The organism is Aquicella siphonis (assembly GCF_902459485.1).
Lineage (GTDB): Bacteria > Pseudomonadota > Gammaproteobacteria > DSM-16500 > DSM-16500 > Aquicella > Aquicella siphonis.
The window spans coordinates 2346514-2367833 of sequence record NZ_LR699119.1; the positions used below are offsets into that span (position 1 = coordinate 2346514).

At 47.6% G+C, this 21320-nt stretch carries 14 protein-coding genes; 1 reads left to right on the forward strand and 13 read right to left on the reverse strand.

Translation table 11 applies throughout. The features are described 5' to 3' along the window. The 13 genes from AQULUS_RS10880 to AQULUS_RS10940 form a co-directional block, all read right to left on the reverse strand. A complete protein-coding gene (locus tag AQULUS_RS10880; protein WP_148340166.1) occupies positions 1 to 1239 on the reverse strand; it encodes a YfgM family protein in 1239 nt (412 codons plus the stop codon). Then, positions 1239 to 2816, reverse strand: coding sequence for a secretin N-terminal domain-containing protein (locus AQULUS_RS10885; protein ID WP_148340167.1), 1578 nt, complete (start codon positions 2814 to 2816; stop codon positions 1239 to 1241). Before AQULUS_RS10885 ends, AQULUS_RS10880 begins: the two co-directional genes overlap by 1 nt. A 10-nt stretch (positions 2817 to 2826) precedes the next feature. Next, positions 2827 to 3267 carry a TcpQ domain-containing protein gene (locus tag AQULUS_RS10890; protein ID WP_148340168.1) on the reverse strand — a complete coding sequence of 147 codons (441 nt, stop codon included), beginning with the start codon at positions 3265 to 3267 and terminating at the stop codon, positions 2827 to 2829. Positions 3268 to 3385: 118 nt separating this feature from the next. After that, positions 3386 to 4327: a prepilin-type N-terminal cleavage/methylation domain-containing protein gene (locus tag AQULUS_RS10895; RefSeq protein ID WP_148340169.1), complete on the reverse strand. Its 942-nt coding sequence runs from the start codon at positions 4325 to 4327 to the stop codon at positions 3386 to 3388. Positions 4328 to 4339: 12 nt separating this feature from the next. Continuing rightward, positions 4340 to 5140: a type IV pilin protein gene (locus AQULUS_RS10900; protein WP_148340170.1), complete on the reverse strand. Its 801-nt coding sequence runs from the start codon at positions 5138 to 5140 to the stop codon at positions 4340 to 4342. Positions 5141 to 5166: 26 nt separating this feature from the next. Continuing rightward, entirely contained in the window at positions 5167 to 6228 is a 1062-nt protein-coding gene (locus tag AQULUS_RS10905; RefSeq protein ID WP_148340171.1) for a type II secretion system F family protein, read from the reverse strand. Positions 6229 to 6239: 11 nt separating this feature from the next. Then, positions 6240 to 7844: a GspE/PulE family protein gene (locus AQULUS_RS10910; RefSeq protein ID WP_172622841.1), complete on the reverse strand. Its 1605-nt coding sequence runs from the start codon at positions 7842 to 7844 to the stop codon at positions 6240 to 6242. 270 nt (positions 7845 to 8114) lie between these two features. After that, positions 8115 to 10529 carry a DNA topoisomerase (ATP-hydrolyzing) subunit B gene (gyrB, locus tag AQULUS_RS10915; RefSeq protein WP_148340173.1) on the reverse strand — a complete coding sequence of 805 codons (2415 nt, stop codon included), beginning with the start codon at positions 10527 to 10529 and terminating at the stop codon, positions 8115 to 8117. A gap of 67 nt (positions 10530 to 10596) precedes the next feature. Continuing rightward, positions 10597 to 11706 (reverse strand): DNA replication/repair protein RecF, encoded by a 1110-nt coding sequence (recF, locus tag AQULUS_RS10920; protein WP_148340174.1) that lies wholly within the window; start codon positions 11704 to 11706, stop codon positions 10597 to 10599. A 51-nt stretch (positions 11707 to 11757) separates the two neighbouring features. After that, positions 11758 to 12861 carry a DNA polymerase III subunit beta gene (dnaN, locus tag AQULUS_RS10925; protein WP_148340175.1) on the reverse strand — a complete coding sequence of 368 codons (1104 nt, stop codon included), beginning with the start codon at positions 12859 to 12861 and terminating at the stop codon, positions 11758 to 11760. A gap of 17 nt (positions 12862 to 12878) precedes the next feature. Beyond that, positions 12879 to 14240, reverse strand: coding sequence for a chromosomal replication initiator protein DnaA (dnaA, locus tag AQULUS_RS10930; RefSeq protein WP_148340176.1), 1362 nt, complete (start codon positions 14238 to 14240; stop codon positions 12879 to 12881). A 203-nt stretch (positions 14241 to 14443) separates the two neighbouring features. Further along, complete coding sequence (locus AQULUS_RS10935; RefSeq protein ID WP_148340177.1) at positions 14444 to 14812, reverse strand: DUF4383 domain-containing protein; 369 nt, start codon at positions 14810 to 14812, stop codon at positions 14444 to 14446. Positions 14813 to 14941: 129 nt separating this feature from the next. Continuing rightward, positions 14942 to 18169, reverse strand: coding sequence for a RhoGEF domain-containing protein (locus AQULUS_RS10940; protein ID WP_148340178.1), 3228 nt, complete (start codon positions 18167 to 18169; stop codon positions 14942 to 14944). Between the two features lie 241 nt (positions 18170 to 18410). Between AQULUS_RS10940 and polA the strand changes: the two genes are divergently transcribed. Continuing rightward, entirely contained in the window at positions 18411 to 21107 is a 2697-nt protein-coding gene (gene polA, locus AQULUS_RS10945) for a DNA polymerase I (RefSeq protein ID WP_148340179.1), read from the forward strand. Positions 21108 to 21320 lie beyond the last annotated feature (213 nt).

Genomic DNA, 21320 nt, shown 5'->3' on the forward strand with positions numbered 1-21320 from the left:
TTAGTTACCCAATGCTTCAATTGTAATTGACCCGGTTAAGTTGAAATCCTTTTCCAATCGTACTGTTATATCATGTATCACTACCGGCAAGTCTGCAAACTGCTTGCCTATCAAATCGAGCACCACCGGCCCGATATTATTAAATCTTATTTTAATTATAGTATCCGTATAGACACCTTTTCTCACCGAATCACCCAGATCAAGGTTATTGCCTGGATAGACGTTTGAGAGTCTGTCAACTATGGTTGCTATGATTTTGGGTGACGAATAGATTTTCGTGGGAGCAGGACGATTGGGGAGCTTGATGCCGATAGTCATGAATATGCCTGTTTTTTTGATCATGACATTCGCGTTATTTTCTGCTGCCCAGGCATATAAATCTTCTACTTTTCCGCCATATGAATAAACCGTCGCATTGACGCCATTGTGAATATATTTGACATCTGTCGCACTCCAGCCAGGCATTTGTGACATCAATTGCAGTTTGTCAATAAACGCTGTCACTTCCTGGTCAGGCGCGGGAGAACTTAGCGTATTGAGAAATTGCTGATAGGGATTGACTTGCGGTTTCGCGACCGTTGTTGTTACTACTTGCCTTGAGGAGTAAAAATTCCAGGCAATAAATGCCACTCCAATAACAGCCAAACCAATAATTATCGGCTTTACCGGTACAACACCTATCCCTTGCTCCTTCAGGACCGCATCTACCAGCTGAAGCTGGAAAGTTTTCATGAGGGGCAGGGTTGGGAATATGGGCTTGTCCAGCACGTTATATGACTTGACAGAGCTTGCCTCGAAGCTGAATTTTCCAGCTTCAGGCTCCTTACTGATAGGCACGTCACCGTAAACATAAATTTCGAAATTATTCTGCTGTGTCAAAAATATAATGAGTTCTTCCGGAATACTATCTAGTGGAAAACTTCCATCCAGATAGACACTTCCTGATTTGACAATAACCAGAATCGCTTCTGTCGTGTTCGGTATCGCTTCGCAATAAATGAGGTCCAGCGGCTTATTGAAATGATGCCAGATTGATTCGCCCAGCAGATATCCGGTATCAGGCGAAAAAGCCACCTCATACTGATTTACAGCCTTTTTTTGGAGAGTGATATATTCCCCGTAGCTTTGACTCAGCAAAAGAATTTCTTTCTTCAACTGACTCTTTTGCTTGATCGTCAATACATCCCGATAAGACGGTATAACAAAATGCTCTCCATCTTCACGAGTGATATATGGCATTAGGCACTTCCATGTAGAAGAATCGGAGTAATCAACACAACCGTTTCCGTATTCACTTGCTCAGCTGCTTTACCGCCCAAGGCTTGTGAGGTGAGGAACTGGTTAGCACCCGTTCTGTTAGTAACCTGCCTGAAACCGGATAGGATCAACGTGTCTCCGGACTTGACCATGCTGCGTTGATTAAAGTGCTTTTCAGTAATGCTGGGCAGCTGGATTTCGCTGTTCGTCGGACCGAATTGCTTAAAGCCGTCATTGGTTGATAAGTCTGCGTTCACAGATAAATAGATACGATCATTCAGGATCTTTGGCAGAATATACAATGTCAGGCCTGTTACAAGCATGCCAGGCGTGACCTGCGATGTCACGGTATTGGTTGTGCTTGACACACCTGGCGTGGCGGTATTTTGAATACTTGCCACATAACCTTCCGACTTGACTATACGCACCACGGAAACCTGGTTATTCAGACACAATACCCTGGGCTCTGAGACCACAGAAGTCTTGCCCTGCTGGTTAAGCGCTTTTAACAGGATGGTATAAGAAGGTATGGGATTTTTACCTTCGGGCACAGTTGCTACAGTACCCAGAGTAGGAACACCTGTAGTGCTGGCACCAGATGCCGTGTTCAATGCAGTAATCGCTATGGGTGTACCGTAATTCGCATTCAGTGTGAACGGTGAATTATGGAACGCATTGGTAATAATAGCCCAGTCGATGCCATAGTTATAAGCATTCTCCAGCGACACTTCCAGAACTTGCACTTTGACCAGCACTTGTTTGGAGAGGTTACTGTTAAGATTATAGATGTACTGACCAACCAGCTGCACGTTGGTAGGCCTGTCGCGTACCGTGACCGAAGTGGACGCCTGTGACACGGTCACCTTGCCATCAGCAGAAAGCATTTGCGCGATGGTAGCCTGCAAATCTTTCCAGATGGATACCTTGCCGCTCAGATTGCTGTATTCGGAATCCGAAGAGTCACTCGTGGTGTAATTGGATACCTGAGCCGTTGTTCCCTGTTCTGCGGTATTGGCACCGCCGCCAGAGCTTTTCTTGCCCAGCAGGTAATCAGAGTCACCCGGCATGAAAGCGATATCAAATGTCCGTGTAATGAAAGCCTGCCAGTAAATCATGTTGTTATTTATGCTGTAGACATAGCCTGACTTCGCAGCCAGCATGTCCAGCGCGCCCCGGATTGTGCCGGAATAATTAATGCTAACATTTGAGGTGGGATCCATTCCTACCTGGTATTTTGTCAGCACCTTGCTGCCGGCGCCCGCTGCGATCACACGGCTGTAATAGGAAAATGGAAGCTGGTCGCCGCGAACCACGATGTGATTATTAAGCCAGGATGGTCTCTTGCTCAGACTGATAGGCGTCGTATCCACATAAAGACCTTTTTTGATCAAAAGTGGCGGCAGCGGTTTCGCCTTGTTATCTGATATGACACGCTCTTTTGCCGCTTTTATTTTCACATCAGCAATATTGCCTTCTGTCTGGTTATAGACGGGTGAATGACAGGCGGCCAACACGAATGCGGTCGATAAAAGCAAGACTATCCATTTCTTTAGCATCATTTATCTCTTCCTATGTTCGATATCTTGGCACAACAGCCAGTGTGCGGTTGGACATATACATTACAGCCTGCAGGGGGAAGGGTTGCAACAATTTTTCTACCACATTCGGTAAGCTGGATCCTGTGACTCTGCCATCGAAGTTATAATCATATGGTGCCTTCCAGATGACTTTCCAGTGATAACGACCCATGATGCGCTCGAGATTTTCTTTGAGGGAGCCACTGATGCTGACTGCGTATATTGCCGCAGGTTGCCCCAGATCCGCATATTGGTTTGGAAATGCAGAGCTGCTATAGGCAGATGGCAGGAATGCGGTATTTTGCTGATTACCGGCTTGAAAAAATGGTTCTCGGGGAATCGCTGATTCAGGCTTTGAAACTTCCCAGCCTGCTGTGGCATGCAGCGGAATAACACATAGGAACAAACTTGCTAATAACACGTGTATCTTCATGATCCGGCATTTCATCCTTTATCTCCATGTTCCCTATGCCCAAGATATCTTGAAAAATTTTAGTTATCAAGTATAAGAGATATAAAAAAAAATGTGTAAGGGTTTTTTTCACCTTTCATTAATTACTATAAATTGTAAATCCAGACCCAGCGGGTTCATTTGAACTCGAGCAGCGGGTCAAGGCCATGATAGTCTGTTTTTCTCCCCAGCCGCTGATTGTGTTGTCAATTTGGCCTTTTTCAGTGACAACCTGCAGACAGACACGCCAGTAGGTACCGCCGGAAATACCGCCGGAACAAGTATGAGGAGGACCGCCGCCTCCGCTTGCGCATTCTCCAGGCGTGGCGCTTGGGCCAATGGCATAAGCAGTAAAACTCGATATGGGAAAGACCTGGTTAAGATCGGACGATTCGTCTGTGCCGCTGATTTGCACCGGCGCCACTAATATTTGCGGCACCATGGTCGTGCCTGTCTTGTCCACTGTGCATTCCGGCACGGGCACACAGGCGCCGTGGTGATACAACCCGCCAAAATTCACCGCCGAGGCATTATTCAGATTATAACCAGGTATATTCACGGCAGCCACGATATAACACGACGTATCCGCACTCGTACAAGGTGAGGCCGCCGAGGGCGGCGCGCCGCTGCCGTCATTAGAGGTATAGGCAAAGGGCAGGGTACCGGCAATCACCGACGCGGCGGCGAATGCGCCTTTTGCGCTGACCGTATTAACACGGGTATAAACATAAAAAAGCTTGGGATTGCTCGCACTGTCTATCGCGTAATCATTTCCCCAGGGATTTTTCAGTGTCACTGACACTGGCGGAAGATAAGTGCCTTGTAAATCACTTAACGCCGTGGGCCAGTGTCCTTCCTGAACATAATAAGACAAGCCTGCATTCAGGATTTGCTGCATCTGCGTGGTGGTCCTGTCCATGCGCAATTGCAGAGCGCGCTGCTGCACGTAGCCTACACTCGCGAAAATGATAATGCTGATAATAACCAGCACCAGCAGAATTTCTATCAGGGTAAAACCGGTTACATTTTTTCGCGCCTTCATGTTTATCACCTTTTAATTACCGCATAAGTAATATTGATAGGGTAATGAGCTGCCATCCGTCAAATTCAAAATGGGAGCGGTTGTATACATCTGGGTAAACTGACTCACTGTAGGCATGGTTACCCAGTAATCAGACACAAATTTGGCGTTTCCGCTGGAAGGAAGTTTTTCCCAGACAACAAATGTGCCTGTATTACCACTGGTACTGCAGGGCACAACCGTACTGCCCGACATGGTCGAGAGACAGTCTCCAGCCAACAGATTCAAATACAGCTTGGCTTCTGTAGGGGTAGGATTATTCAGCTGCACGGCAACCTGTGCTTTCCAGGTGATGATTTTGCCGACGCCGCGCGGATCCGTGCAATTAGGGGGAAGAGGGGTTGTCGCATTGGTACCGGCCATGCAAGTCTGCCTGTCCTGCGGCGGATCAAACCGGTTGAATTGCGCCACATACCCATTGGTACCGGCGCCAGTAGGTTTGACTATCGGATTTCTCGGCATGGGCGTGGTCAGAAATCCATTATCGATCAGATCCGTCGAGATGGAAATGGGTAAGGGATTGGGCGGTGATATAGCTTGATTCAATGTGCCTGCGACCATTTGATAACTCCCGTCCGTCGTTCCATAACAATTCATCCTGTAATACGATGACATGGCCTGAAAGATGGTATCGACGTTGGCTTGTACTTGCAGCGCATCGGCATCACGGCGGTAAGTAAGGTATTGCTGGATACTCATGTAAAGAATCGCCGCACCGATCACAATGACCAGCATGACTTCCAGAAGCGTGGCACCCGATTGAAACTTTTTCATCGACCTCACAACCAGACCTCTGCTAATTACGCTGCCAGTGACATACCTGTCAAATATATACCCTGAATGATCACAATAATCAAAATACCGCCTACAGCCAGGAAAATACCACCGACAATACGGGCGATGAATTTTAGTGTTTGCGTGGCCTGTTCGGTTCCGCGTATGCCCATGCGGATCAGACCATGCTCAAAACCTTTTACTTCCGCCATGACGCGCAAGCGCATGAGATCATTTTCATCCACCAGTCCCGTTGCAAGCACATCCGCGATATTGGTTTTACCCATGCTGAGCAAATGTTCCATTTTCGAAAGATGAGTGAGCATATAGGGGTTGGCCTGATACTGCATCACCTTGATAGCTGACTTGAAGACAACGCCGTTCGCTACCAGAAGACCCAGCGTTTCCAGAAGCCGCGCGGACGCAAGCCGTCGGTAAAATGAAAATGGAGGAATCTTGTCAAGAGAAGACCGCAACTCGCCCGTATAGTTAGACATCAGACGTTTGAAAATGACCATGACGGCCACCACCACCACTATTGATACCCACCAGTACGACTGAATGATGCCCGCGATATGCACCAGCCTTTGACCCGCGTCCGGCCATTGCGCTATGGGCTTGATCATTTCAAACTGCGTAAACACCGATCTTTTCAGATAAAGGATCACAACGCAGGCGATCACGATAACCAGCAAGGGATAAGAAACAGCGCCTACGAACGCGCCTATGGCCACGCCTTGCTGCGACAGCATATTGATGGCTGATTTGATGGTCTGGGCAAGTGCGCCGCCCGATTCACCGACGCGGATAATTTCAACCACATTCATGGAAAACCACTCCCGCATACCTTCAGCCAGCGGCTGGCCTTCGCCGATTTTTTGCGAGAGAGAAAGCGCGACTTCGCGTGTTAACCCTTTTGTCACCTGGCTCATCATATCCACCGCGCGGTTCGCGGGAATACCATCATTGATCAGGAGATACAAGTCTTCCAGAAAAGCAAGCTGCTGCTTGTTGCCGAATTGCCAGTGCTTAAATGCTAAAGTTACTTTCGCTATCTGTTCATTCAATGAATTTAATGTAAATTCCATAACAGTGCTCTCTATGAGTACTTAAACGTCCTTGATTGAGTAGCCGGGTTAATGGGCCCCACCACTTTTTCCGCATCGAATGGATCACACACTCCGGCCTGAATCAAATCGATAGCCCTGTCGCGAAAATCCATCCAGCCATTTTCCTTTAAATATTTCTCCCAGTTTAGAGTATCGCATTTTTGAATGAATTGCCTACCATCTTCATCTACCCAAATCACTTCTGCAACCACAATACGTCCGCCCACACCAGAACGGTTGCATTTGGGACATCCATTGCCGCGCGCCTTGGCGCGATCCAGAATATCCTTCCCCAGCACCGCTTCCCAGTCAGCCATATAAGGCTGGTGACGCTCAGAAGTTCTAAGCGGGATGGCGCAGCCATCACACACTTTTGCAATCAGACGTTGGCACATCAGACAACGTAACACACTGCTGTCGCTCAAAAGGACAGGGGAAACACCCATATCAACCAGACGGGTGACGATTGCCGTCGCACGGTTCGTGTGTAACGTGGTCAACACCAAGTGACCGGTGATAGACGCCCGCACCATCACGTGAGCCGTATCCTCATCGCGCATTTCCCCGAGGATGATGACGTCCGGGTCCATACGCAAGGCGGCGCGGCCCATGCTCGCGAAACTGCGGTCTTCCTTTTCCGTGTTCACAGGGACTTGCGTCGCTTCTTCAACGACTTTTTCAACCGGGTCTTCAATGGAGTATAACTTCTGTGTGCTTTCCACCATTTCCATACAGCTGGCCAGTGTTGTCGTTTTACCAGACCCCGTGGGCCCCGCGACAATAATCGCGCCAAACGGAAGTTTCATCGCCATTTTGATGATATCAATCTGCTTTTGCGTATATCCCAGCTGATCCAACTGTTTGGTGCGTTCTTCGCCTGTCGCAAGAATACGCATGACCATGTCGAAACCGCCGTGTGCCGGCACGCTCGCGAGACGAAGACGGATATCCTTGCCCTGCATCTTCAAAGGCATGGATGCGTCCTGCGGAATCAGGGGGTTGAAATGTGAAGTGGCATGGTCTGTTTCCTTGTTAAAAGCAACCGAGGCGATTTCACGCCCGAGTTTTTCAGACCATTCCGCATACACTCTTAACTCACCGTGTTGGCGCATGCGGATTTTGGTATATGTCTGCCGTACCTGAATATGGATATCACTGACATTTTGTCTGACTGCTTCGAACACCAGTTCACGCAAATGGCGTTGCTGGTCACTGAAAGAAACAGTGGTTTCCCCTTTGTGTTTCTTTAAATCTTCTTCTTCTTCGCCGCTTGCCAATAACAGACTGAGCAAGGACTCATTGGCGGCATAAACCTGCCCGGGATGGATACCCTTGCTAAGCAGCAGTGATTTACAATTTTGCACGGTCCGGGAAGTAGGATCGGCAGATAAAATGGTCGCGCTCTTGAGAACAACAATATTCGCCTGTTCTTTACACCAGGCGAACATTTCATCCATGATCTTGTCCTTGGCGTCAATATCAGCGGGACTGGTGATAATTTTTGTTTTCGTCGCAGCAGCATATTGTTCACGCAAACCCTGTAATGCACTCTGAATCTGCTGCTCATCTCTTGGTGGGGAAGAAACTTCTGCCATACTGACCTCGCTTGGATAAATCATTACTTAAAATTTGAGCATATCAAAAAAGCCTATTTTCATTATAGATGCTTTTACGTATCCTCGCTGGGGAATGGATAATATATGGGTAAGCAATGGTCTATTACGCAATAATTGGATATTTATTGAATGTTATCAATAAGCTGTGTCTGCGAGCATTTATTTAAAGCTTTCGGAAGGCTTCTTTTTACAGGCATGCGGGCCTGCCTGTAAAAAGAAGCTATAGGGTTACAATGAAAAGGGCTGATTTTAAACGTCCAGATTGGTTACATCCAGTGCATTCGATTCAATAAACTGGCGCCGGGGTTCGACCTCATCCCCCATTAATGTGGTGAAAATCTGATCTGCGGCCACGGCATCTTCCACTTTCACCTGCAATAATATGCGTTTCTCAGGATCCATGGTTGTTTCCCATAGCTGATCGGGATTCATTTCTCCCAACCCTTTGTAACGCTGTATTGTTTGTCCTTTTTTGGCTTCCGCGACCAGCCAGCTCATGGCTTGCGCAAAAGTATGGATAACCTGTTTTTTCTCATCCCTCTGAATATATGCACCGGATTTTAAGAGCTGGTTCGCGCGCGCGCCGAAATCCGTGAGTTTACGATAATCCAGCGAAAGCAATAAATCCTTATTTATCAATAACTTATTTGATACTCCATGGCTGGTTATGGTTAAGCTTGGCAACCACCAGTGCCGTTCCTTGTCTTCTGTCAACTCAATTTCATAATAAGCAGAAACCAGGGTCTCGGCATTTAATTTGGTTTGAATCCCTTTAACTATGGTCTGCATTTCATCACGATTCGCCAATACGCTTTCATTTAGCATGGGTGCATACATTAATGCTTCCAAAAGCTCTCTGGGATAGCGTTTGGAAATCCGGTTTATCAGATTCATCATGGCATGATATTCATTCACTAGCTGCGCGAGCGGTTCGCCCGTCAGGCTGGAACCATCGCCAGGATATAATGAAGCTCCATCCAGGGCGGATTGGAAAAGCATGTCATCCAGCGCCTTTTCATCTTTGACATACCGCTCCTGTTTGTTCTTTTTAACTTTGAATAAAGGCGGCTGCGCAATATAAATATACCCTCTTTCGATCAATTCCGGCATTTGTCGATAAAAAAAAGTCAGCAAAAGGGTTCGGATATGGGATCCGTCAACATCAGCGTCAGTCATGATAATAATACTGTGGTACCGGGTTTTATCAGGCGAATATTCTTCAGGTCCGATTCCACAACCCAGGGCGGTAATCAATGTCGCGACTTCAGCCGAAGACAGCATTTTATCGAAGCGTGCTTTCTCCACATTAAGAATTTTACCTTTCAATGGCAGCACAGCTTGCGACTTTCGGTCTCTAGCCTGTTTGGCTGAGCCGCCGGCCGAATCTCCCTCAACAATAAATAATTCCGACTTGCCAGGATCTTCTTCCTGACAGTCAGCAAGCTTACCGGGCAATCCAGCTACATCCAGTGCACTTTTACGCCTGGTGAGTTCTCGTGCCTTGCGCGCCGCTTCCCGCGCACGCGCTGCTTCTATTACTTTTGAAACAATATTTTTTGCGTCTTGCGGATTTTCCATCAGATATTCCTGAAATTTCTCATTCATCAAAGATTCAACGATGGATTTAATTTCAGAAGAGACCAATTTATCTTTAGTCTGTGAAGAAAATTTGGGATTTGGCATTTTAACTGATAAAACAGCGGTTAAACCTTCACGCAAATCCTCTCCGGAAGTGGCCACTTTTTCTTTTTTAGCAAAACCTTCTTTTTCTATATAAGTATTCAACACTCTGGTTAACGCACTGCGAAATCCCGCCACATGTGTGCCGCCGTCACGCTGAGGAATGTTATTGGTATAGCAAAACAGTTTTTCCTGATACGTATCGTTCCATTGCACAGCTACTTCTACCATTACTTTGTCTTTTTCAGCCAGGAAATAAAAAATCCTCTGATGAATGGGCGTTTTATTCCGGTTTAAATCTTCTACAAAACCCTTTAATCCACCGTGATATTCAAACGCATCGGTTTTATTGGTGCGCTCGTCTGTAAGAAAAATACGAATAGATGTATTCAGAAATGCTAATTCACGCAATCTTTTAGCGAGCACATCGTAATTAAATTGGATATTTTTGAATATTTCAGCGCTGGGTTTAAACCTGACTTCCGTTCCGCGTTCATTTGTATCACCAATTTCAGCCAGAGGCGCTGCCGGTTCACCCATATGGTAATATTGTTCATGTACTTTGCCATTAATACGAATAACCAAATGTAATTCTTCTGAAAGCGCATTAACGACAGAAACACCCACACCATGTAAACCACCAGAAATCTTATAAGAATCATTATCAAACTTACCGCCCGAATGCAGGACAGTCATAATGACTTCCGCAGCGGAACGTCCTTCTTCAGGATGAATATCTACCGGAATACCGCGCCCGTTATCTTTAACAGACACAGACTCATCAGCATGAATAGTGACCCAAATCGTGTCGCAATGCCCCGCCAATGCTTCATCAATTGAATTATCGACAAGTTCAAACACCATATGATGCAAACCAGTCCCATCTTCTGTATCCCCAATATACATACCAGGACGCTTGCGTACCGCATCCAGGCCTTTGAGAACTTTGATTTTAGATGAATCATAGCTTTCGGCTGTATTCATACTCACTGTGTACTCCTAAGTCATATTTTAACGCAGCACCTTCAGCACAGCGCCTTTTGTTACCCAATCAGGACTGGCTCATTGTCAAGTCAGTGACACTACCATGTTTCACGTGGAACACTTTTATAGGCACCGCTAATCTGTCGCCCATTATGGTTTCAATGGTCTCTCTTTCTATTGCTGTGACAAAAATCTGTGTATGCTGTCTGGAGAGCAGCGTAATCAGCTTCTGCCTGCTTGGTAAATCCAGCTCGGCAGGCAGGTCATCTACCAGGTAAATAATGCTCTTATTTGCCTGCTCCGCTAACAACTTACCCTGGGCAATTATCATAGCACAAATCAGTAATTTTTGCTGTCCTCTGGATAAAAAATGCTTCACTGGGATCCCATCAATGGTGATATCCAAATCAGCCCGGTGCGGCCCATGCAAGGTATGGCCTGCGCGAATTTCCTCCAGATATCCCTCTTTCAAAATCTCAAGATAATCTCTGTCTTCGCGCCAGCCGGGTTGATACGCAAATGCCAATGTAGACATAGCCAGCAATTCCTGCGCCAACTCGGAAACCAGGGGCATAAGATGATTCACATATCTCCGCCGTAGCTCGTCAAGTACCATGGCGTGCCGGGCCAACTCATCCGACCAGGCATCCAGCTCGCTACGGGGGCGTCTGTCTCGCAAAAGAACATTTCTCTGCTTGATAACGCGTTCAAATTGACGCCAACAGGTAATAAAGCTATCTGATTGATAAAACAAACCCCAATCCAGAAATTTCCGTCGAAAAGCCGGGCCGGATTCGAATAAATTGTGGGATTGGGAATTAATAAGCCGGATTGGCAAATATGCAGCCAGCTCCATAATGCCAGATGCATCTCTTTCTGCCACCCGCAACCGGGTCGTTCCGTGAATATCCCGCTCTATCCCCACGGGCACTTGCCGCTGCATTTCGCTAACTATATGAGAAAAAATAGAAAATTTATCAGCCTCCTGGCGTATCAGCCGTGCGCCGGTTGAGGTGCGAAAGGAACGTCCCAAACCTAAGCAGTAAATGGCCTCTAGCAGGCTGGTCTTGCCGCTGCCGTTATTACCGCAAATGACATTCAGACCTGCATGACAAGGCACCAAATCAACCGCTTCCAGGTTACGGAAATTAGTGATGCGTAACAACGCGATAGTCATGCCGGTATCTCCTGGTAACGGTGACCCGGCAGCAAAAGCAGCAGCAAGAGCTTATAAGCGCATGGGCATGACGACATATAGGCTGTGATCGCCTTCCGCAGGCTCTATGAGTACGCCGTCATTCGGGCTGGTAAAAACACATCGTATGGCCTTGGTGGTGATCGCAGACACAACATCCAGTAAATAAGCCACGTTAAAGCCGATTTCCATGTTATTACCGGCGTATTCCAGTGTCACGGCTTCCTCAGCGTGCTCCTGATCAGAATTATTGGCCGTGATACGCAGCTTGCTGGGCTCGAGTTGGAACCTGACGCCACGGAATTTTTCATTGGAAAGAATGGAAGCACGGGTCAAGGCCTGCTTAATGGATTCGCGATCACCCAGTGCAGTCGTGGTACCTTTAGGGATAAGCCTGTTATAGTCTGGATATTGCGCATTAATTAGTTTTGTGGTGAATATAAAGTCTGGCGTGACGAACCGGGCCCGGTTTTCCCCTATATGCAGCGTGATATCGCTATCCATATCGCCGCCCAGCAAGCGTATCAATTCCAGCACGCTTTTACGCGGCAGGATGATGCGCGCCTCGACATTGCCTATGGCTTCATCATGAAGAGAAGAGAGGGCAAGGCGGTGACCATCGGCCGCCACACACTTGATGGATTGCTGGCCAATATCGAGAAACGCGCCATTCAGATAATGGCGTACATCCTGCTGGCCCATGGCAAAATACGTTTTGGTCAGCAGGTTCTTGAGACTGTTTTGCCTGATGGTAAATTCCGATGCGTACTGGCTGTCTTCCAGACTGGGAAAATCCTGCGCTGGCAGTGTATTCAACATGAAACAGCTTTCCCCGGCGCGCACCACCAGATAATTCTTCTCCAGTGACAGACGCAAGGCGCTGCCTTCAGGCAGGGTACGGCAAATATCAAATAACTTGCGCGCCGAAACCGTCGCGACACCGTCAGCAGACTGGTTTTCTATGCGCACAAAGCCGACCAGTTCAATTTCCAAGTCTGTTCCCGTCAACAACAAACGGCCGTCTCTGATAGTCAACAAGACATTGGACAAAATGGGAAGGGTCTGTTTTCTTTCCACAACCCCGCTGACCGCCTGCAGTGGTTTTAACAGTGCTTCACGTTGAACAACGATATCCATGGCGTTACTCTCTTAGCTTAGGTGGTTAAAATTCTCAGCAAGTTGGTGTAGTCTTCTTCGATATCCGCGTCTGACTGCCTCAATTCCGTGATCATGCGGCAGGCATGCAATACCGTTGTATGATCTCTGCCTCCAAACGCATCGCCGATTTCCGGCAGACTGTGATTGGTCAATTCCTTGGCCAGAGCCATGGCGATCTGACGCGGCCTTGCCACCGAACGGTTGCGCCGCTTGGATAAAACGTCAGCCACCTTGATCTTGTAATACTCTGCCACTGTACGCTGGATGTTTTCAATCGTCACCAGCTTGTCCTGCAGCGCGAGCAAGTCGCGCAATGCTTCCTTGACAAATTCTAGCGTGATTGCCTTGCCAGTGAAATGGGCATTTGCAATGATGCGTTTCAGCGCGCCTTCCAGTTCGCGCACATTGGATCGTATCCGTTTGGCAACAAAAAAAGCCACTTCATAAGGCAGATTGATGTTTGTCTGTTCCGCCTTGCTCATGAGAATCGCAACACGGGTTTCCAGTTCGGGCGGCTCAACAGCGACGGTCAGTCCCCAGCCAAACCGTGACTTCAGGCGTTCTTCCACGCCATTGATTTCCTTGGGATAACGGTCGCAAGTCAGGATAACTTGTTGTTGGCTTTCCAGCAAGGCATTGAAAGTATGGAAAAACTCTTCCTGGGTTCGATCTTTGCCGGCAAAAAACTGTATATCGTCAATCAGCAGCGCATCCACATTGCGGTAATAGCGCTTGAATTCATTCATGGCGTTGGTTTGCAAGGCTTTGACCATGTCCGCCACGAAACGTTCGGAATGCAGGTACAAGACCCTGGCCTTGGGGTTGTCGCGTATGATCTGGTTGCCTATCGCGTGCATTAAATGCGTCTTGCCCAGGCCCACACCGCCATAGAGAAACAAGGGATTGTAAGCCACCGCAGGGTTGCCGGCCACCTGCAGGGACGCTGCCTTGGCCAGCTGGTTGGACTTACCCTCGACAAAATTGTCAAAAGTGAAATTAGGGTTCAGATTGCTTTGGTAAGTCCTGGTGTCCGTATAAGCAAAAGCTGTTTTGGCATTGATGGGCGCGGCGGGAGCGGGTGCCTGGGCCTCCGCGCGCTTTTGCAATTCATTGCGCTTGCTGCCAATCTCAAGTGACACGGAAGGCGGGGAATCCTCGCTGAACTGGGCCACCAGTTCATTAATACGGGTCAAAAAGCGCTCTACAATCCAGTCCAGTACAAAGCGGTTTGGCGCGAGCAGCACCAATCTGCCGTCAGCGTGCTCCGCCTGTAACGGCCGTATCCAGGTATTGAATTGCTGGGATGGAAACTCGCTCTCCAGAGAATTCAGACATTTTTCCCAAAGTGACACGCCCACAAGCGCTGCTCTCCATTAATTCATGATGAATGCGAGTGATGCTGACGAAATATTTCACCGTGCCGTCCAGAAAGGCGGCAAGACATCACTGCAGGGTTAAGTTCACACGGTTATTCGGATAGGAATAACTACACTATCCAGGCACACAAAACAAGGGATACAGATCCCAGGGCCGCGGCAAGGCGGCCCTGTGCCTGACTGCTTCAGGCTTCAGCTTGTTTTTTGCTGGCATAATACCCCAAAAAGAGGGAAAGCACACCAATAGCCAGATGTAAAAAATTATCCGCCATATTGACGTGCATCATAAAGAGATCGCCATTGCGCGCAAAGCCCACGATCGCGACTATGGTATAAATGGCGCCAAACACAAGAAAATAAAGCCGCGCAAACCGTAAACTGGTCGCAGCCATGATGGCGATGACACCGCTCACAATATGCACAATATTATGCATGGTGTCGACTTCGAAAATTCCCAGCAAAGCCCCGTTAGTGGTAAAAGCGGGCATGAATCCGGCCACGCCGGCGAAGATAAATCCGATACCAAATAAGATGGCGATAAAACGTATCAACATACTGACACCTCCCTGTTAGTCAGGATCTATTATAGCCGATTAAGTGAATAGTGCGAGCGGGATGCAGAAAAATCCATGGTCTCGACATCAGCGCCTGGAAAAACAGCATAGCTTACCTGGTCAGCGAATCTATGAGTTGAATCCCCCCCCGCTTCCTCGGCGATAGCCTGATGTAGTTACCTTTTCTTCCTCTTTTTTGGCTGTGTCAGAAGGTTGTTTTGGAGCCGTTTTTGGAGCTGTCCTTGTTGCCATCGGGTTGTGCCAGAGTGAAGAGCGTGACACTCCTCCTTTTGCTTCTATTTTTTGTTGCTTTGCCGCCATTTTTTCTGCGACTTTCTGTTGCTTTTTCTCTTCATTCAGCGCGGTTTTCATGGCCCGTTCAGTCGTCTTCGCTATGTCTTTCAGAAAATCAACCGCATCCCGCGGCAGGGTAACCTTGCCTTCCTTTTGAAGTTTCAACAGCCCGTTGATTTTAGATAAACAATCATTCAAGCGTTCAGACTCATTTTTGTATTTGTGTTCATCTTCCTTGATGAGTTTAACAGAGTGTAACAAAGCGCCTAACTGCTTCTCTGCAGTGGCGTATGCCGTACGTAAGTCCTTGTTTGTTGCATGCGCCTTTTCCTTTACCAGTTCTTGTCTTAAATCCAGCTGTTCCACGTTTTGATGATATAAACCTTTCTTGCTGTTGATTTGAGCCCACAGCGCGTCTACCGGATCCATTTTCTTGGTATCAAATTTGGGCTGTCTGGATATGCGGGATAATTCCTTGTCTACGGCATAACACTGTTGCTTGAAATCCTGTTTCATTCCATTGTAACAAGCCTGAAATCCCTTATCGACATCCTTCAGCTTGGGTGAATCATTCAGTTTGGCCGCGATAATTTCATTCTTGAGCTGTTTCATTTTTTCGCGTGCGCCTAAATCATCATTGGCTTGTATCTTATCCATGCCCTTTAGCAAGGCATCAATCTTATCAATTTGGGCAATTATACTATCGCGCTGCTTAACATCTTTCTTATCCTTAGCCAGCTTATAATTATTGAGATCAGTCTCCAGTTCTTTTTTAATCTGATTGAGTTCTGATTTGACATTTTCAAACAAGAGATCCGTTTTTTCTTTGGGATCCAGAACCTTGCCCTCGCTTGAAATGCCAGGATCACTGACACGCGCGCGCGCGATTTGATTCAACTCTTGATCCATATCCCGGATTGCTCGTTTGGTATTTTCAAGGCGCGCACTCAATTCTTTTTCCTGCTGAGCAATCAAAACGAATAAAGCCGATTCCTGTCTATCATCTCCAAGATCCGCCAGTGTTTTGTCAACCGATTTTTTTATTTTTTCTCGTTGAGCCTTGGTTTCCTTTTTAAGTAATTTTTTGAATTTCTTACTGTCTTCCGATAAATCAGGATTAGCTCGCTTGACAATATTCATCGCATCGTCTTGTGACTTTTGGTCGATATACTCTTGTAATTGTGATTTGACTTTTGAACTTTTGCGGTAATTCTCAAGCAAAGAGTTTTTGTTCCCGGTCGTGACAGACAAGGCATTGCGCAATTCTTCCAATCGCTTGAGTTGAGACTGTAAAATGATGCAATCTTCCACCGCCTTGGTCATTTTATCAACTTTTTCCATGAATGGCGGATGTGACCGCAAAGCATTATGATATGACTGACTCCAGGTTCCGGTCCGGGGCACGATAGTTTTAAATTGCATCCATTTGTTATAAACCAGTCCTTCAATCTGCTGGCTTTTGCCGTCTTTCAAAATCTGAAGCTGTGCCACTATGGAATTATCCTTTTCTGGCGTATGCAACACAGTACTAACCCGGGATCCTATATCAAAAATCTGCTTGTTTTCCCTGGAGACCATTTCCCGCATATGTGCAACAACATCAAATTCCTCAAAAGTGCCTGCTTTTATGATGGAAGTAATGGTGGTGTCAAGAAACGACTTTCTCTCCTTTCTTCCCAACATTTTCTCGCCGGTTCTTTCCATATCTCTGGCCGCCGTCACATACATCAATTGTGCGGACTCGTGATCATTGGTCAATGATCTTCTGGTTTGATCGAATGGAACCTGAATAGCTTGCACTTCTTCCGGCGAAAAGAGTGGTCGATCAGCATCCTGCAGCGTAACCAGTTTATTGAATATTTCTTCCAGTGACGCAAGCTGGGCAGAAGTGGCTTCATTGCTGACAAGTTTCGCGAGAGCGCCTATCACTGCACTCACTTCGCTTTGCACTTTCAAATATTTTTTATTTTCCGGATCATCTTTCAGTTTTTCTGAAATTTCGCCTTGCTTGCGCAAAGCTTCCTTAAGCAGTTGTTCGTTTGGTGACAGTAGATGTTCCGGAGACAGCAAGGCTCTCTGTTTGATTTGGTCTAGTGTGGGTACTTGTAAAGCCTGATATTCTTTTTTAAGCGCTGCGATGGCTTCGTATTTTCCCTGGAAATAATCCTTATATTCAGGGTACTCGGCTTCCCATGCCTGAAACCGGCTTACCATTTCTTTCATGAAGAAATATACTCTGATATCCTGCGCTGTCGCCGATTTTTTTTCATTATTGACTTCAGCTATGATCTGACGCGTATCATGGTATAATTGATCCGTCGCACCGCCTTCTATCGTATACGCTCTCAGTTCAGATTTTTTAGCAGAGACTTCCCTATCAGAAGGCGTAATAGGATCATTTCTGAAAGCTTCAAATTCCTTTTTCGCTTCGGGTGTCATCGGGATCTCGCCCGCAATTTGATCCACGTGTAATTGATACTTGGTAAGGCGCTGAGTAGGCTTGATAGGATAAGACTCATTGCCGCTTAATTTCCACACCAGAGCGGGTTCCAATGGATATTTTTTGCTGAGCTCTTCCACAAATTCACCAAACGCCTTGTATGTCGCGATAATTGGTTCAAAAGATCTGATATACGCTTTAACTTCCTCACTATTAAATGCCTGTACAACTTCACCATAGAGTGTTTTGGTTAACTCTTTGTCCTCAGCCAATTCTTTCAGTGCGTCCTGTATTCTTTCCCTGCGCTGATCAGGCGGTATTCCCAGTTCATCAAATTTCCTTTCAATCAAGTCATAAATTCTTTTAGCATCGGGTATGTTATCGAGTAAGACGCTTCCCTGTGCCAGAACCTGACCCATCTCAATGTATTTTTGTATCAAGTCTCTCTCGGTTTGATCGAGATGCTCCGCTTTGCGGAGTTCTTCAAGATAACCAATCATGTCTTTCATATCTTGAACATATTGGTATTCCGTATAAATCAACTCTCCTAACACTTGCATCATTTTTTTGGATCCTACCGCATCATCCGAAACATGAACCGGTACTGGTCTTGTCTGCGCCATACCCCACCTCGTTTATAGGTTTTCTATGTATATGTTTTAAGTATAGATAAGATTTGAAAATTTTCTTTTGCGTGGTAATTATTTGATTTACTTGCCTTATTACCTGATGCTCACCGGCCGGAACTGAAATTTTCCAAGACTGTCTCCGCCTGGTTTGCCCAGACAGGATGAGTACAGACATTTCTTGCCTCTCCCGGCCATTTTCATTATCCTCAGGCTGATTTCACCCTCAGGAACCGCTATGTCCGCACAAAACAAACCGCTTGTTCTCGTTGACGGCTCTTCGTATTTATACCGGGCGTTTCACGCCTTGCCGGCGCTCATGAATTCCAAAGGATTTCCCACGGGGGCCGTATATGGCATGGTCAACATGCTGAAACGGCTGATAGCGGATTATCAGCCGGAATACATGGCGGTGGTGTTTGACACCAAGGGCAAGACATTCAGGGATGACTTGTATCCGGCTTACAAGGCGACCCGGACAGAAATGCCGGGCGAACTGGCGCAGCAGATTGAACCCATACACGAAATTATCCGCGCCATGGGACTGCCGCTGATCGCGGTTGAAGGCGTGGAAGCAGATGATGTCATTGGCACACTCGCGGCCCGCGCGACGCACAACAAAATAGATTGTGTCATTTCCACCGGCGACAAAGACCTTGCGCAGCTGGTGAATAAACACATCACGCTCATTAACACCATGAATAACACCACGCTGGATCCCGCGGGTGTGAAAGAAAAGTTCGGCGTGCCGCCCGAACGCATCATCGATTATCTGACCCTGGTGGGCGATACATCGGATAACGTTCCCGGCGTGCCTCAGGTAGGCCCCAAAACCGCGGCGAAATGGCTGAATGAATACGGCTCGCTGGATAATATCGTCGCCCATGCTGAAAAGATTACCGGCAAGGCTGGCGATAATCTGCGCGCCTCACTGGAACAATTACCGCTGACCCGCTCCCTGGTCACGATCAAACTGGATGTGGATTTGCCCATTCAATTTGACCAGTTGAAAATTGACAGTGCGGACAAGGCCCGGCTGACTGAATTATTCAGGGAAATGGAATTCAAATCCTGGCTAGCGGAATTGCTGGATGAAACCAAAAACACGCACAGTGACAAATATGCCCGTTATGAAATCATACGGGATGAGACTGTCTTTCTGGAGTGGGTGAACCAATTAAGCCGGTCTGAAATATTCGCGTTTGATACTGAAACCACCAGCCTGGATTACATGCGCGCGGATTTGGTCGGCGTCTCGTTTGCCCTCGCGCCGGGTAAAGCGGCGTATGTTCCTTTTGGTCATGATTATCCCGGCGCGCCCGGACAGCTTGCGCGGAACAAGGTGCTGTCCGCTTTAAAGCCCGTGCTGGAAAACGAACGGATAAAAAAAATCGGTCAGAACATCAAATATGACATGGAAGTGCTGGCGAAAGCCGGCGTGACCTTGCGCGGAGCCGCGTTTGACACCATGCTGGAATCTTACGTGAAGGACAGCACGGGCAGTAACCACAGTATGGATGCGCTTGCGCTCAAATATCTGGGCTGGCGCACGATTACTTTCGAAGATGTCGCCGGAAAAGGCGCGAAACAGCTCACTTTCAATCAGGTCGATGTGGAAAAAGCGGGCATCTATGCCGCGGAAGATGCGGATGTGACCTTGCAGCTGCATCAAGCGCTGTGGCCGGGCATTAGTGCGGAACCAGGCTTGAAACATATCTTTGAACACATTGAAATGCCGCTGGTGCCGGTGCTGGCGCAAATCGAACGCAACGGCGTGTTAATTGATCCGGTCAAACTGGAAACCCAGGGAAGAGAATTACAGAAACGCCTGCTGGAACTGGAACAGGAAGCGTTTACCGCCGCAGGCATGTCATTCAATCTGAATTCGCCCAAGCAATTACAGGAAGTCCTGTTTCAGAAACTGAAACTGCCCGTGCTGCAAAAAACGCCGACTGGACAAGCATCCACCGCCGATAATGTGCTGCAGGAACTGGCCCTGGACTACGCCATGCCGCAGCTGATTATCGAATATCGCAGCCTGAGCAAACTCATGTCCACTTACACAAACCGCCTCGTCGAGCAAATCAATCCTGACACCGGACGCATTCATACTTCGTATAATCAGACAGGCACGGCGACAGGGCGGCTGTCTTCTTCCGAGCCCAATCTGCAAAACATTCCCATACGCACACCTGAAGGACGGCGCATCCGCCAGGCGTTCATCGCGCCGCGCGGTTGCCAGCTCATCAGCGCGGATTATTCACAAATTGAATTAAGACTGATGGCGCATATTTCCGAAGATCCCAGCCTGTTAAACGCCTTCGCCAATAACCTGGATATTCATAAGGCCACCGCCGCCGAAGTCTGGGGCGTCGCGCTTGACGCAGTGACCCCCGAAATGCGCCGTGACGCCAAAGCCATTAACTTTGGGCTGATTTACGGCATGTCGGCATTTGGCCTGACACGCCAGCTGGGCATAGACCGTAAGAACGCCCAGGATTATATAGACCGGTATTTCGCGCGTTATCCGCGCGTCAAAGCCTATATGGAAAACACCCGCAGCATGGCCAGGGAAAAAGGTTATGTTGAAACCTTGTGGGGGCGCCGTTTATACCTGCCTGATATACACGCAAGCCAGATTCCCCGGCAAAAGGCCGCGGAACGCACAGCCATTAATGCTCCGCTGCAAGGCAGCGCGGCGGACATCATCAAGCTGGCCATGATACGCATCCATCACTGGCTGAACGAAAGCGGTGTTCGTGCAAAAATGATCATGCAAGTCCATGATGAACTCGTATTCGAAGCGGATGAAAAGGATTTGTCGGCGATTGCTGACCAGATCCGGCGTCATATGACGGAAGCTGTCAGTCTGCGGGTGCCGTTGCTGGTATCACTCGGAAGCGGTGCCAACTGGGATGACGCTTCCGCGCACTGATGCGGCCAGATTTTCCGCATTATGTGAGGCCGGGAATATAGCTAGAGTGGCATAAGTTTCATTGGACTGCGACAGTCTTTGATTCTGTCAGTGAGCGACTGGATTTCAGGATGAAATCCTTAGCCACAGGGATGTGGCGTCTGGAGCGAAGCAGACAGAATCAAAGACTGTCGCAGTCCAATGAAACTTATTAAGAACAGCAGCCTATTCAGC